Raw genomic sequence first — 15082 nt, 5'->3', positions numbered from 1 at the left:
ACGAAAACTCTTTAAATTTTTTTATATTTTTGAGCTTAAATAGTTGGATTATTGTTCGGGTTTTGGTAAAATAGGTAAGGTTTTAAAAAAACTAAACAATTTCAAATAAAATGTTAATTTATAGATAATAATGGAGGTCTATTAAATGGGAAAAGACTTATTTAATGATCGAATCAGCAGATTCTCAATTCGGAAGCTGAATGTGGGAGTCTGCTCTGTTCTTTTGGGGACGCTTGTGATGGTGGGAACCGCCGCAACAGCAGCCGCAGATGAGCAGACAGATTCGAATTCAAATAGTGTCGCAGCTGTTACGACAGCTTCAGAAACGCCAGCTACATCAACAGCTACAGCAAATTCAGCAACATCAACTGCACCAGCTGCATCGACTTATGATGCAAACGCAGCAATCACTGCACCAGCTACATCAACTGCACCAGCGTCTACAAGTGCCGCTTCAAGCACGAGCACAGCAGCATCCGCTGCCTCAACTGCACCGGAAACATCAACAGCTGCAACACCAAAATTAGAAGTAACTACGCCTGCAAACAAGGCGGTAGAAACAACTTCAACAAATGCAGATAAAAAAGAAGCACCAACTCTTTCAGCTGGACAAGGTGTACCAACAAACAATACACAAGCCACTGAAGAGACAGCCCAAACTTCTGGTAAACGTCGTAGCCGTCGTTCTATCGGTGATCCAAATGATCCAAACCTAATTGGAGATGATGTCCAAGATGCTACTGCAACTCCGAAAGAAGCAAAACCAGGGTTCACAACAAATATCAAAGCTACAGACTTGGCCAGCCAAATCTCTTGGCTGGATTTTGGCGATACGGCTAACTGGTCTGGGGCAACGATTACTGCAAAGGGAGATTTAGCCCTTCAAGTCGGTGCGACCTACACCAAGGAAATCATGCCTGGCTATGTGGTTAAGATCAAGGTCAAATCTTTGAAACCCTTCCAAGCAACTGAAATCTACAAAAAGCGCTTAGAAGAACGTGGGGCTACAGAAGCTGAAAAGGCTACCTATGACCCAAATGCCAGAAATGGTTATATGAATGGGACTAATACACCTGCTACGAGAGCAGCTTTCAGTGCTGGTGAAGAAGCCAAAGTTATTGCCGAAGCTCAAACTAGATGGTCAGAAATAAGAGGGGAAGGTATTAATACTGGGAATAAAAAGACAACCATCAGCTCTGAGTTGGAAAGTGGTAATATTGGGGTTCAGTTTGAAGTTTCCGCTACCTTCCGTGGAAAAGATGTCAAGCCTGCTATCGTTATGGCAGATGGTGAGTCCGCTAACCCTGGTGAGTTGGTTCTGTTCACCACAAATGGAGAAGGTTGGCAACATATTGGTGAGTGGTATAAGTATGGTAATAAATCAACTAAAGCTTATATTCCACAAGATACAGACAATTTATTTGGTTCAAACCCTGCCACTAAAATAGATGGCATAAATTACTATAGTACGAACCTTGACCTAATTCGACGTTCAAATCAAGTGGGGCCAGATAAAAAAGCGGTTGCTTGGAAGTACTTTGGAAGTGCCGATTTAACAACTGCAGGTCTCGGAACAGGGGTCTTTGGACCAAATATTTCAAGTATTGCTGCTGTTCCCCTTGTTATGACACGTGGAGCGTCCGAAGTTGGCTTGTATATCGCATCTTCAGGTAAACAATCAGCCATGCTTGGCTTCTTCCCACTGGATGAAGGGGATGCACCAGCGTCTTATGGCAAGGCGATCCACTCTATCGCAACCGTTGATGGGATAACCGGTATGAAAGTTAACCAACCTTATCTCGGTCACTTGAGTCCAGATATGGATGAAAACAACACTCTTGATTGGTTTGGGGATGACAATGCAACGACCGCTGATGAAGGCGTTGACCAATTGATTCCAGGTGATCTCAAGGGAAAGACCAATGAGATGATCAAGATGGACCGTACCCATCCAGGGGACTACACCATTACGGTGGAAGCTCACACAGATGGGGCTCCCAAAGCTTATATTTATGGTTGGATTGACTTTAACCAAAACGGAACCTTTGATGAAGACGAACGCTCTGACTTGGCTACTATTACCAAGGATGGTTCTGTTACTCTGAGATTCACCAAGAGCAAAACCTATATCGATCCTAGCGTAACTGAGTTAGGTGTTCGTGCTCGGATTGCTAAGGATGATAAACAAATTGAAAGCCCAACGGGAATGGCTTTCTCAGGGGAAGTGGAAGACTTCAAGACCCAAGTAACCCACCCACCAAAAGGGGAAGTCAAGGAAACAACGGGTCCTCAATTTGAGAAACAAACAGCTACTGTAGCCTTTACGGCTCGTGGGTTGTACAAGTATAGCCGTACTGAGAATGCTAAGATTGACGAAACAGTAGCTCCGCAGATGGTGGACAACCGTACAGGTCAAGTCGTCACTCCAGGAGCCGATGGCTACTATGCTGTGGCTGGTCAAGGGAAATACAAGATCACGCCAAACGGAACTTCAGTAGATGTGGAATTCATCCCAGAAGATCACTTCCTAGGAACGGCAGATGGTATTTCGATCCGTCGTACAGATACCAATGGCTATGACACAGGTTGGTCAACGAAATTCCCAGACATGGAAGCCAATGTCGATACAGCCATCCGTACCATGGACGGTCTTTACATCCCGACTGTAACGCCAAAAGACATCGAAGGCGAAAACAAGACGTCTACTGATGTACAAGGTGCAACCCAAACTGGTACACCAACCTTTAACGTAGTAGGAACTAACTTAGATGGTAATAAGGTTGCTATCACTCCAAGTGCGCTATATCCTGCTAAGTTGGTAGACCCAGCAACTGGTCAACCGACAAATGCTCTTTCTGTTAAGGTGGCAGGAGAAGGAACTTACACTATCGATGATACGACTGGTCAAGTGACCTTCGTTCCAGAACCAGGATTTACAGGCACTGCGAATGGCGTAACGGTTTCGCTATCTGCGCCAGTTGGACGAGACAAAGATGGTACGATTCGTGATGAGTACGTTAAGACAGCGACTGCGAAGTATACTCCAACTGTGACACCGATTACCGTTACTCCTACAAATAAAGTTTCTGAAGACATTCAAAATATTCCTCAAACCCAAACACCAACCTTTGATTTAAGTAACGACAAGACTGCTCAAATCACCAGCAAGAAATTGGTGGATCCAGCGACTGGTCAACCAACTGATGCGACAACAGTGACCGTAGCAGGAGAAGGAAGCTATACAATTGATCCTACTACAGGTGCTGTAACCTTCACACCTGAAAAAGACTTTGTTGGAACTGCAAGAGGAATAACAGTCCAAGCAACAGCAACTATTACAAACGCAGCTGGTAAGACAGCGACAATTACTTCTGATGCGACATACACTCCAACTGTAGTAGCTGCTAAACCAACTGCACAACCTGCTAAATCTAAGGACATCCAAGGTGCAACGCAAACGGGTACTCCAACCTTTGCAGGCACAACTGTTCAAGTAAATGGTCAAAACAAACCTGTAACCATTAAAGCAAACAGCTATAAACTTTTGGATAAAGATGGGAATGAAGTAAACGGGACTACACCAGCCTATGCGGCTGACGGTATAACTGTGATTGGTAACTTCACAATTGACCCAGTAACTGGCCAAGTAACCTTCACACCGACTGATAAATCTTACACCGGTGCAGTTACACCAGTGAAGGTTCAAGCTGAAAGCTCAAACGGTATTAAAGTTGATACAACTTACACACCAGAAATCGTCCCTGTAACTCCAACCGCAACGCCAGCTGAAACCACTGATATTCAAGGTGCCACTCAAACAGGCAAACCGGAATTCCAAGGTGGAACGGTAAACGTTGACGGCGTTGAGAAGACAGTAGCGATCAATGAAGCTGTCCCAGCGACATTTGACGATGGGACAAAAACTAAGACAATTCCAAATGTAGGTACTTACACAGTAGCAGCAGATGGTACAGTTACCTTCGTTCCAGAAAAATCATTCATCGGAACTGCACCAGCAGTAACTGTTGTGCGTGAAGACATGAACGGAACCAAGGCTCAAGCGACCTACACACCAACTGTGACACCAGTGAAACCGACAGGTACTCCGGTAACCTCTACAGATATCCAAGGTGCCACTCAAACAGGTAAGCCAGTCTTCACTGAAGGCGATAGCCGTGTACCAATGGACGATACCGTTCCTGCAACATTTGAAGACGGATCAACGACGAAGACAGTAGATGGCGTTGGTACTTATACAGTAGCTCCAGACGGAACGGTTACATTCAAGCCACTTCCTACTTATGTTGGAACACCTGAAGGCGTAACTGTTAAGCGTGTCGATAAGAACGGTACACCAGCAACAGCTAAGTATACACCAACTGTAACTCCAGTGAAGCCAACTGCAGAACCTGCAACTTCAACGGACAAACAAGGCCAAACACAAACAGGTAAACCTGTCTTTACTGCAGGAACCCCAAGTGTGCCCATGGACGACACTGTACCAGCAACATTTGAAGATGGATCAACTACCAAGACCGTTCCAGGTGAAGGAACATACACAGTAGCACCAGACGGAACAGTCACCTTCGTTCCAGAAAAATCATTCACAGGAACAGGAACAGGCGTAACGGTTAAACGTGTCGATAAGAACGGTACACCAGCAACAGCTAAGTATACCCCAACAGTAACACCAGTTACTCCAACCGCAACGCCAGCTACATCTGAAGCACCTCAAGGTGTGGTACAAACTGGAACTGTAACCTTCACAGAAGGAGATCCAGTTGCCCCAATCGACAAGGATACCATTACTCTTCTTGACGAAAATGGCCAACCAGCTGCATCAGTAGTAGCTAAGTCACCAGAAGGTAAAGAAATCGGTACTTACACAGTTGATAAGACTAGCGGTGTTGTCACCTTCACACCAACGGATAAATCTTACTCAGGTGAAGTCGTTCCAGTTAAGGTTCAAGCCAAAGATACAAATGGCACACCAGCTGAAACAACATATACACCGAAAATTACTCCAGTCGTACCAACAGCAGAACCTGCAACCTCTACAGATATCCAAGGTAAAACCCAAACAGGTAAACCAACCTTTACCGAAGGTAACCCAAGTGTGCCAATGGATGATACTGTGCCAGCAACCTTTGAAGATGGATCAACTACTAAGACCATTCCAGGTGAAGGAACATACACAGTAGCACCAGACGGAACAGTCACCTTCGTTCCAGAAAAATCATTCACAGGATTAGGAACAGGCGTAACTGTTAAGCGTGTGGATAAGAACGGTACTCCAGCAACTGCTAAGTACACCCCAACTGTAACTCCAGTAACACCAACGGCAACACCAGCTGAATCAGAAGAACCTCAAGGTGTGGTTCAAACTGGTACAGTGACCTTCACAGAAGGAGATCCAGTTGCCCCAATCGACAAGGATACCATTACTCTTCTTGACGAAAATGGCCAACCAGCTGCATCAGTAGTTGCGAAATCACCAGAAGGTAAAGAAATCGGTACGTTCACTGTTGATAAAGAAACAGGTGTTGTCACCTTCACTCCGACTGATAAGTCATATTCAGGTGAAGTCGTTGCCGTTAAGGTTCAAGCCAAAGATACAAATGGTACTCCAGCTGAAACAACCTACACACCGAAGATTACTCCAGTCGTACCAACTGCAGAACCTGCAACCTCTACAGATATCCAAGGGAAAACACAAACAGGCAAACCAAACTTCACACCTGGTAACCCTGCAATCCCAATGGATGATGATGTGCCAGCAACCTTTGAAGACGGTTCAACTACTAAGACCATTCCGGGTGAAGGAACTTACACTGTAGCACCAGATGGAACTGTCACCTTCGTTCCAGAAAAATCATTCACAGGAACAGGAACAGGTGTAACGGTTAAACGTGTGGACAAGAATGGTACCCCAGCTACAGCGAAGTATACTCCAACTGTGACACCAGTTACTCCAACAGCAACTCCTGCAACATCAACGAATGTTCAAGGTGCAACACAAACAGGTAAACCAGTCTTCACAGAAGGCGACAGCCGTGTGCCTTTGAACGATGATGTACCTGCAACCTTCGATGATGGTTCAACTACGAAGACTGTAGACGGTGTTGGTACTTACACAGTAGCAGCAGATGGAACAGTTACATTCGTACCAGAGAAATCATTCGTCGGAACTGCACCAGCAGTAACTGTGGTACGAGAAGACGTGAACGGCACTAAAGCCCAAGCAACTTACACACCAACTGTGACTCCGGTAACACCAACTGCTGATCCAGTAGCATCGACAGACATCCAAGGTCAAACCCAAACAGGTAAGCCAAACTTCACACCTGGTCACCCAAGTGTGCCAATGGATGATGATGTACCAGCAACCTTCGAAGATGGTTCAACAACGAAGACCATTCCAGGTGAAGGAACTTATACAGTTGCACCAGATGGAACTGTAACCTTCGTTCCAGAAAAATCATTTACAGGTAAAGGTACCGGTGTAACAGTCAAACGGGTAGATAAGAACGGTACACCAGTGACCGCGACTTACACACCAACTGTAACGCCAGTTGCTCCTACTGCAGAACCAGTAACTTCAATTGGAAACAAAGGTCAAACCCAAACAGGTAAACCAGTCTTTACAGAAGGTGATAGCCGTGTTCCAATGAACGACAAGGTTCCAGCAACCTTTGACGATGGCTCAACAACCAAGACTATCCCAGGTGTTGGTACTTACACAGTAGCAGCAGACGGTACTGTAACCTTCACACCAGAACCAGAATTCACAGGAACTGCACCAGCAGTGACAGTGGTTCGTGAAGATGTGAATGGAACCAAAGCACAAGCGACTTACACACCAACTGTTCGTCCAATCACTAAGTTTGTGGACAAAGAAGGTAAGGAAATCCCAGGATATCCTACAGTTGATGGAGAAGAGCCAAAAGCTAAAATTCCAGGTTACCGCTTCGTAGAAACGAAGAAATTGCCAAATGGTGATTTCGAACACGTTTACGAAAAAGTGACAACGTCACACGTAGATGAAAATGGTAAACCAATTCCAGGTTACCCAACTGAAGACGGCGAACAACCGAAGAAAGACATTCCAGGTTATGACTTTGTGAAATCTGTAGTTGATAAAGATGGAAATATCCAACACATCTACAAGAAGACAGTAACACCAAGCCCAATGCCGACTCCAACACCACAACCGCAACCAAAACCAGAAGAACCAACTGTTCCAGTCGTTCCAGAAACGAAAGAGGAAGTGACGTATATCGATCCTCAAGATCCAACAGCACAACTTCCAAATACTGGTACAAAAGAATCTTCTACTGCTGGTCTAGCAATCTTTAGTGCTCTTGCAGGTCTCTCATTATTTGGACTTGCCAAACGCAAAAAAGAAGACTAAGCTCGATTGTGGCTAAAAAACCGCGAAATCCTCGCGGTTTTTTTCTGTTTGTCTCTGAAAAATATCCGCTAAACTAGGTAGTTGAAATCAGTCTTTTAGAAGAAAATTTGATAAAATAGAAGTATCAGTGTAAAGGATGAGAGAATGAAAAAGATGATTGGTATCTGGGCTCAGACAGAGAACGGCATCATTGGAAAAGACCATGTTATGCCGTGGCATCTGCCAGCAGAGCTCCAGCATTTCAAACAAACGACCATGGGGCAAGTAATCCTCATGGGGCGAGTCACCTTTGATGGTATAAAAAAACGCGTCCTACCAGGCCGTACCAGTATTATTCTAACGCAAGATCAATCCTACAATGCGGAGAACGAGGATGTCCTTGTCATGCACAGCAAAGAAGAAGTCTTGGACTGGTATCAGAATCAAGAAAAGAGTTTGTATATTATCGGTGGAAGCCAAATCCTCCAGTTATTCTCAGATCAGTTAGAAGAGTTGATCCAGACCGAGATTCATGCTGAGATCGATGGGGATACCTATGCACCGGAGATTGATCAGAACCTCTATGAAAGGATCCGTCAAGTCCATCATCCAAAAGACGAGAAAAATCCTTACGATTTTACAGTTCACTACTACAAGAGAAAGGAATTAGACTAATGGAACGCAGTGTATTTGGTTTTTTTACAGCAGTCCTGTGCGTCATCTGTCTGATTTGTGCGCTCCAAACCTTTCGAAAGAAACGCTTTGGCCTGGCCATTTTATTCTTGCTAAATGCGTTTACCAACCTCGTCAATTCTATTCACGCCTTTTACATGACCCTGTTTTAAGATAAAATCAATCAAATAAACGACAGAAAGAGGAAAACCATGCCAACCAATCAAAATTCGGATATGATGGTCTACTGTTCATTTTGCGGTAAGAGTCAAGATGAAGTCCAAAAAATTATCGCTGGGAACAATGCCTTCATTTGTAATGAATGCGTCGAGTTAGCCCAAGAAATCATTCGTGAAGAACTCGCTGAAGAAGTACTTGCAGATCTTAGCGAAGTTCCAAAACCAATCGAATTGCTTCAAATTTTGAACCACTATGTCATCGGTCAAGACCGTGCCAAACGTGCTCTTGCCGTAGCCGTTTACAATCACTATAAACGGATCAATTACCACGATACACGTGAAGATGATACTGATGTAGAATTGCAAAAATCAAACATCCTCATGATCGGCCCAACTGGTTCAGGTAAGACCTTCTTAGCCCAAACATTGGCACGTAGCTTGAATGTTCCATTTGCCATTGCTGATGCGACTGCCTTGACTGAAGCTGGTTATGTAGGAGAAGACGTTGAAAATATTCTCTTAAAGCTCCTTCAGGCAGCGGATTTCAATATTGAACGTGCAGAACGTGGGATCATCTATGTGGATGAAATTGATAAAATCGCTAAGAAAAGCGAAAATGTCTCGATCACTCGTGATGTTTCCGGTGAAGGTGTCCAACAAGCGCTCTTGAAGATCATTGAGGGGACAGTTGCTAGCGTTCCCCCTCAAGGTGGTCGCAAGCACCCTCAACAAGAAATGATCCAAGTGGATACGAAAAATATTCTCTTCATCGTTGGTGGAGCATTTGACGGGATCGAAGAAATTGTTAAACAACGCTTAGGTGAGAAAATCATTGGTTTTGGTAAAAATAACAAGGCTATTGATGAAGCAAGCTCTTATATGCAAGAAATCGTTGCAGAAGATATTCAAAAATTTGGGATTATCCCTGAATTGATTGGACGCCTTCCAGTCTTTGCGGCTCTTGAGCAATTGACTGTTGATGACCTCGTCCGCATTCTCAAAGAGCCACGCAATGCCTTGGTAAAACAATACCAAACCTTGCTTTCTTACGATAATGTGGAATTGGAATTTGATGATGAAGCACTTCAAGAGATTGCTAATAAAGCCATCGAAAGAAAGACTGGAGCTCGTGGACTTCGCTCCATTATCGAAGAAACCATGATGGATGTCATGTTTGAAGTTCCAAGTCAAGAAGATGTCAAATTGGTTCGCATCACCAAAGAAGCCGTGGATGGAACGGAAAAACCAATTCTTGAAACAGCCTAGAAAGATAAAACATGGAAATAAACACACACAATGCGGATATTCTCTTAAGCGCTGCAAATAAGAGTCACTATCCTCAAGATGATATTCCAGAAGTTGCACTTGCCGGTCGATCAAATGTCGGCAAGTCTTCTTTTATTAATACTCTCTTGAATCGAAAGAACCTAGCCAGAACTTCTGGAAAACCTGGAAAGACCCAATTGCTAAATTTCTTCAATATTGATGATAAACTTCGTCTTGTCGATGTACCAGGTTATGGCTATGCCCGTGTCTCTAAAAAAGAGCGGGAGAAGTGGGGACGCATGATTGAAGAGTACTTGACTAGTCGTGAAAACTTAAAAGCAGTTGTTAGTCTGGTTGACTTTCGACACGAACCATCTGCAGATGATGTTCAGATGTATGAATTCTTGAAATACTACGAAATTCCCGTCATTCTTGTTGCGACTAAGGCGGATAAGATCCCACGAGGAAAATGGAACAAACACGAGTCGATGATTAAGAAAAAACTAGACTTTGACACGTCAGATAGTTTCATTATCTTTTCTTCCGTTACAAAAGAAGGACTAGAGAAGTCATGGGATGAAATTCTAGATCATGCTTTTTACGAAATAAATTGAAATGACATGAAAATGTCATTTTTGTTTTGGATTTATCTCGGAATTGTAATACAAGTGTAATATAAGTGTCTTTGTTTTATTCTATTTATATGGTATAATCGTTTTAAAGATAAAAGATGATAAAAAATATTTGGAGATAAATAGAATTATGAAAATAAAAATTCGGAATAAAACGAAATTATTAGGGTTCGTCGTTTCCGTTGTGGCAGTTGGGACGTTTGCTGCAGCGATGAGCGAACATGTGACCTCCGTTGGAGCAAATGATGGAACTTATCAAGCCTACCAAGATCCAACTGAAGCATTTATCTCACAAATCGGAGAATCTGCTCGCCAACTTGGTCAGGAAAATGACCTATATGCATCTGTAATGATTGCACAAGCGATTCTTGAAAGTGGTTCAGGTCAGTCTGGTTTGGCTTCTTACCCTCATTACAATCTTTTCGGGATTAAAGGTAGCTATGCTGGTCAATCAGCAGTAATGCAAACATTAGAAGATGACGGCTCAGGTAACATGTATACCATTAATGATGCCTTCCGTTCTTATCCAAGCTACTATGAATCACTGCAAGATTATGTAGCAGTTTTAAAACAAGGACACTTTGCAGGTGCTTGGAAGAGCAATACATCTAGCTATCAAGATGCAACCGCTGCTTTGACAGGCGTCTATGCAACTGATACAAGCTATAATGCAAAATTAAACCATATTATTGAGGCATACAATTTAACACAGTATGATTCACCAAATGTTCAAGGCGGAGTTACAGGAACTGTATACAATCCATATCGTCAACAATTTACATCTCAAGAAATTTTGAATTTGGATATCGCTTGGGCAAACCGTTTACGCTAATTCCTAAGAGAGAGGCTGATTTAGCCTCTTCTTTTTATTGTTAAAACGAATTAAAACGTATTTCTGCCGATAGCCGATTTTTAACTCTGAAAACCTTTTCAAAATTTTATCTCTATGATATAATGATTTTATTCACAATCTGAATATAAGGAGATGTTTATGACTGAATCTAATTTCGCTCAGAAGATTGGTGCTGCTTGCAATAAGAAAGAAGATCTTTACAAGAAGTCCAAGACCCGTTATGTTGTTCGCTCCATGTTTGCGGGTGGTTTTCTTACTTTAAGCACTGCTGTAGGAGCTGTAGCCGCAGACCTCTTAAATACTTTTTTACCAGGTTCGGGGAGATTTTTATTTCCATTTATCTTTGCTTGGGGTCTTGTTTATCTTCTCTTCTTAAATACAGAATTGACCACTTCCAATATGATGTATTTAACATCAGGGACTTATCTAAAGAAAATTAACTGGAAAAAAGCTTTGGAAATTCTTTTATACTGTACATTCTTTAATTTAGTCGGTGCCTTACTCGTTGCTTTTCTGTTTAATCAGACAACGGCTTTTGCTCATGTAGACCCAAAAGGTTTCCTTGCGACAGTTGCTGAAAATAAACTGCAACGGACCAATCAAGTGGTTTTCTTTGAAGGGATTATCGCAAATATCTTTGTAAACATTGCCATTCTTTCCTATTTGTACTTTAAGGATGAAACAGCAAAAGTCCTATTAGCCTTGTCAGCTATCTATATGTTTGTCTTTATGACCAATGAACACTTGGCAGCCAATTTTGCTTCTTTCTCTCTATTAGGCTTTAATCCGGTATCCAGTCAATTGCCACATTATGAATTGTTTAATATTCTCCGGCATTACGGTGTGACCTTTGTGGCCAACTGGGTTGGAGGTGGAGTATTGATGGGATTAGCATATGCTTGGCTGAATAATATCAAAAGTCTCTACAACGATTAAAAATAAAAAAAGTTTGCAAAAGTACTTGCATTCTTTTTTTTTATGTGGTAAACTAACTAATGGTTTGAAAAAACTGCCTAAGACAGTAGGGGAGCTCGACTCATAAGAATCCTACCGAGGACAAAACGTATCCATTATATGAAGCGTATTGTACTTTCGTGTCTAGGTTTGGGCGCGTTTTTCTTTTGGAAAAATTCCCCAAGCAAAATAATTACGGAGGTGAACACACTAATGAGTAGTGAAGCAATTATTGCTAAGAAAGCGGAATTAGTAGACGTAGTAGCTGAAAAAATGAAAGCTGCCGTTTCTATCGTTGTTGTAGATTCTCGTGGTTTGACAGTTGAACAAGATACTGTTCTTCGTCGCAACCTTCGCGAAAGCGAAGTTGAGTTCAAAGTGATTAAAAACTCAATCTTGCGTCGTGCTGCTGAAAAAGCTGGTCTTGAAGAATTGGCATCATCATTTGTTGGACCATCTGCAGTTGCATTTTCACATGAAGATGTAGTTGCACCAGCGAAGATCTTGAACGACTTTGCTAAAGACGCTGACGCACTTGAAATCAAAGGTGGTGCCATTGAAGGTGCTGTCGCATCTAAAGAAGAAATTATTGCACTTGCGAGTCTTCCAAGTCGCGAAGGACTTCTTTCTATGCTCCTTTCTGTACTTCAAGCGCCAGTGCGCAACGTTGCTCTTGCAGTCAAAGCGGTTGCAGACAACAAAGAAGACGCAGCTTAATCTGCGCAGCGTAGCCTAGCTACAAAAAACTATTATAAAATTAAAAACTTATTTGGAGGAAATAACAATGGCATTGAACATTGAAAACATTATTGCTGAAATTAAAGAAGCTTCAATCCTTGAATTGAACGACCTTGTAAAAGCTATCGAAGAAGAATTTGGTGTAACTGCAGCTGCTCCTGTAGCTGTAGCTGCTGCTGGTGGTGCTGACGCAGGTGCTGCTAAAGATTCATTCGACATCGAATTGACAGCTGCTGGTGACAAAAAAGTTGGCGTTATCAAAGTTGTACGTGAAATCACAGGTCTTGGACTTAAAGAAGCTAAAGAACTTGTTGATGGTGCACCAGGTGTCATCAAAGAAGGTGTTCCAGCTGCTGAAGCTGAAGAACTTAAAGCTAAATTGGAAGAAGCTGGAGCTTCAGTTACTCTTAAATAATAGAGTTTCCAATCAATATGAAAACCGGGGTTTCGACCTCGGTTTTTTGTCAATAATGATGTAAGGTGAACTATAGATATTCAGAATACTAACTGGTCCTTTGCCTCTGCTTGCTTTTCGTTAAACACTACTAAATAGTGCAGTTTTAATGATGTTACAATCATTTTACATTTACTATATCTCCTTGTGATGTTGCTCATTTGTTGCTATAATGACTGTAAATCATATCATAAAGGAGAAGATGATGAAAAATTTTAAACGTCTTTTATTAGCTTTTGTAGCTGTCTTTGCAGCAGTTTTTTTGGTAGCCTGTGGCGCTAAAAGTGATAACGGTACTTACGTGTTTGAGCCTACTAAAGATGAAATAAAAGAAATTATGCCAAGTGAATTTCAATCTTTGATAGGTGATGATTACTCATTCACTATTTCTATTACAATCAATGATAAGAAAGGTGAGATGAAAGTAAACACGAATGCTGCTGGACAAAAGCATAATCAAGTGATTGATTTGGAAGTAGACCAAAAAGCTAAAACTCTTGTCTCAAAAAATGAGTATGGAAAAGCAGAAATTGCTTATCAAGTTTCAGGAAATGTGTTAACGATTAAGAATGTGAAGAATTCTTTGATGGGTGACACAGACATGTTTAAGAACTACATGAAAATTGCTAAGTTTAAAAAAATTAAATAGTTAATAGAGGTGGGATCTAAATCCTACCTTTTTATGTGTATTTATTATGATTGTCTATTAGAATTCTAACTAAATTTTTGATCTTTATCTAATAGCAATAGTTTGAACCCAGTCAAACTAAATAATGTAACAATTTCATTGCGATGCAATGGAATTGTTGCTATAATAGGGATATTCTATGAAATGAGGAGAAATTATGAAAAACTTTAAACAGTTTATTTTGGCTCTAGTAGCTTTCTTTGCTATTTTTCTTTTAACTGGGTGTGGTGCAAAAGGTGACAATGGAACCTATGTTTACAAACCATCGACAGCAGAAATGAAGAAAATTCTTAAAGAGCAAGGTGCATCTAGCTCGGATATTGATTCTTTAAATAATAAATATTCCTTAGAATTATCAGTTGAAATTAACGGTTCAGAAGGATATTTAACTATTAAAACTAAAAGACCAGGCCATAAAACCACAGATTCAACAGAAATTACGATCAATCAAAAAACTAAAACAATTGCTGCGAAAGAAGAAAAAGGCGATAACATTCGATACAGGATTAAAGGAGATACATTGACATTTATCTTCACGAGAGATCAAGAATCAACTAACCAATTTGCTTCGTCACTTATTAAAAACGCTGAATTCAAACGCACAAAATAATCATCTAAAAGAGCAGGGGTACCTGTTCTTTTTTCTTTAAAACATCTTGAATCGGTATTAAAATAATGGTAAAATTTGATTATAAGGTACATGAGGAGATTGATTATGAAACATGTGAAACGTCTTATTTTAGGACTTGTTGGTATTTTTGCACTTGGTTTGTTAGTAGCTTGTGGTGCCAAAAGTGATAACGGCACTTATGTCTACAAACCATCAAAAACTGAACTTAAGAAAATTCTTGAGGAGCAAGGCTTATCAGGTAGTCAATTAGAGTCTATTGGAGACCTTATTAATTTTGAAGTTTCTATTAAGATCAAAGATTCAAAAGGAACCCTCAACATTGCGGGTGAAGTCGCTGGTCAAAAGATTGAGAGATCTTATGTTGTCAAAATCAATCAAAAAGAGAAAACAATTACCTCAACAGATGGTAGTGGAGAAAAGATTACATACAAGATTGACGGTGATTATTTAACAGTTGATCTATCTAAGTTAAGTTCTAGCAATCAAGGGGATCTTATGCTTCTTAAAAACGCTAAATTCAAACGTACAAAATAAAGCAATTAAGAGGCTGGGACAAAATGAACTGCTCCCAGTCAAGTAGACAATGAAATAATAAAAGATTAAGCAACGGCCTTGTTCCTCAATT

The 15082-nt window shown here is 41.3% G+C and carries 12 protein-coding genes and 1 other annotated feature; all 12 genes read left to right on the top strand.

The genetic code is table 11. The features are described 5' to 3' along the window. Positions 1 to 145 precede the first annotated feature (145 nt). Entirely contained in the window at positions 146 to 7411 is a 7266-nt protein-coding gene (locus tag HA044_RS05155; RefSeq protein WP_187539901.1) for a CshA/CshB family fibrillar adhesin-related protein, read from the top strand. Between the two features lie 144 nt (positions 7412 to 7555). Continuing rightward, complete coding sequence (locus HA044_RS05150; RefSeq protein WP_187539899.1) at positions 7556 to 8065, top strand: dihydrofolate reductase; 510 nt, start codon at positions 7556 to 7558, stop codon at positions 8063 to 8065. Next, positions 8065 to 8235, top strand: a complete 171-nt coding sequence (locus HA044_RS05145; protein WP_003001624.1) for a hypothetical protein — start codon at positions 8065 to 8067, stop codon at positions 8233 to 8235. Before HA044_RS05150 ends, HA044_RS05145 begins: the two co-directional genes overlap by 1 nt. Positions 8236 to 8274: 39 nt before the next feature. After that, positions 8275 to 9507 carry an ATP-dependent Clp protease ATP-binding subunit ClpX gene (gene clpX / locus HA044_RS05140; protein ID WP_187539897.1) on the top strand — a complete coding sequence of 411 codons (1233 nt, stop codon included), beginning with the start codon at positions 8275 to 8277 and terminating at the stop codon, positions 9505 to 9507. An 11-nt stretch (positions 9508 to 9518) separates the two neighbouring features. Beyond that, positions 9519 to 10121: a ribosome biogenesis GTP-binding protein YihA/YsxC gene (gene yihA / locus HA044_RS05135; RefSeq protein WP_187539895.1), complete on the top strand. Its 603-nt coding sequence runs from the start codon at positions 9519 to 9521 to the stop codon at positions 10119 to 10121. Positions 10122 to 10269: 148 nt separating this feature from the next. Beyond that, entirely contained in the window at positions 10270 to 10971 is a 702-nt protein-coding gene (locus HA044_RS05130; RefSeq protein WP_187539893.1) for a glucosaminidase domain-containing protein, read from the top strand. 159 nt (positions 10972 to 11130) lie between these two features. After that, positions 11131 to 11928 carry a formate/nitrite transporter family protein gene (locus HA044_RS05125; protein ID WP_187539891.1) on the top strand — a complete coding sequence of 266 codons (798 nt, stop codon included), beginning with the start codon at positions 11131 to 11133 and terminating at the stop codon, positions 11926 to 11928. Positions 11929 to 11986: 58 nt separating this feature from the next. Then, positions 11987 to 12121: a sequence feature (ribosomal protein L10 leader region), on the top strand. Positions 12122 to 12159: 38 nt separating this feature from the next. Then, positions 12160 to 12663 carry a 50S ribosomal protein L10 gene (gene rplJ, locus HA044_RS05120; protein WP_187539890.1) on the top strand — a complete coding sequence of 168 codons (504 nt, stop codon included), beginning with the start codon at positions 12160 to 12162 and terminating at the stop codon, positions 12661 to 12663. 67 nt (positions 12664 to 12730) lie between these two features. Continuing rightward, positions 12731 to 13099 (top strand): 50S ribosomal protein L7/L12, encoded by a 369-nt coding sequence (gene rplL, locus HA044_RS05115; protein WP_187539888.1) that lies wholly within the window; start codon positions 12731 to 12733, stop codon positions 13097 to 13099. Positions 13100 to 13343: 244 nt separating this feature from the next. Next, positions 13344 to 13787, top strand: coding sequence for a hypothetical protein (locus HA044_RS05110; RefSeq protein ID WP_187539886.1), 444 nt, complete (start codon positions 13344 to 13346; stop codon positions 13785 to 13787). Positions 13788 to 13983: 196 nt separating this feature from the next. Further along, entirely contained in the window at positions 13984 to 14436 is a 453-nt protein-coding gene (locus HA044_RS05105; protein WP_187539884.1) for a lipoprotein, read from the top strand. A 105-nt stretch (positions 14437 to 14541) separates the two neighbouring features. Next, positions 14542 to 14991, top strand: a complete 450-nt coding sequence (locus HA044_RS05100) for a hypothetical protein (protein WP_187539882.1) — start codon at positions 14542 to 14544, stop codon at positions 14989 to 14991. Positions 14992 to 15082 lie beyond the last annotated feature (91 nt).

It is taken from the genome of Streptococcus sp. IMAU 99161, from assembly GCF_014435245.1.
Classification (GTDB): domain Bacteria; phylum Bacillota; class Bacilli; order Lactobacillales; family Streptococcaceae; genus Streptococcus; species Streptococcus lactarius.
This window is presented reverse-complemented; position numbering and strand designations above follow the sequence as displayed.

Excerpts from the sequence above, each read along its gene's own strand:
- HA044_RS05125 (WP_187539891.1), top strand. The coding sequence starts at position 11,131 with ATGACTGAATCTAATTTCGCTCAGAAGATTGGTGCTGCTTGCAATAAG.
- rplJ (WP_187539890.1), top strand. The coding sequence starts at position 12,160 with ATGAGTAGTGAAGCAATTATTGCTAAGAAAGCGGAATTAGTAGACGTA.
- yihA (WP_187539895.1), top strand. The coding sequence starts at position 9,519 with ATGGAAATAAACACACACAATGCGGATATTCTCTTAAGCGCTGCAAAT.
- rplL (WP_187539888.1), top strand. The coding sequence starts at position 12,731 with ATGGCATTGAACATTGAAAACATTATTGCTGAAATTAAAGAAGCTTCA.
- HA044_RS05100 (WP_187539882.1), top strand. The coding sequence starts at position 14,542 with ATGAAACATGTGAAACGTCTTATTTTAGGACTTGTTGGTATTTTTGCA.
- HA044_RS05110 (WP_187539886.1), top strand. The coding sequence starts at position 13,344 with ATGAAAAATTTTAAACGTCTTTTATTAGCTTTTGTAGCTGTCTTTGCA.
- HA044_RS05130 (WP_187539893.1), top strand. The coding sequence starts at position 10,270 with ATGAAAATAAAAATTCGGAATAAAACGAAATTATTAGGGTTCGTCGTT.
- HA044_RS05145 (WP_003001624.1), top strand. The coding sequence starts at position 8,065 with ATGGAACGCAGTGTATTTGGTTTTTTTACAGCAGTCCTGTGCGTCATC.
- HA044_RS05150 (WP_187539899.1), top strand. The coding sequence starts at position 7,556 with ATGAAAAAGATGATTGGTATCTGGGCTCAGACAGAGAACGGCATCATT.
- HA044_RS05105 (WP_187539884.1), top strand. The coding sequence starts at position 13,984 with ATGAAAAACTTTAAACAGTTTATTTTGGCTCTAGTAGCTTTCTTTGCT.
- clpX (WP_187539897.1), top strand. The coding sequence starts at position 8,275 with ATGCCAACCAATCAAAATTCGGATATGATGGTCTACTGTTCATTTTGC.
- HA044_RS05155 (WP_187539901.1), top strand. The coding sequence starts at position 146 with ATGGGAAAAGACTTATTTAATGATCGAATCAGCAGATTCTCAATTCGG.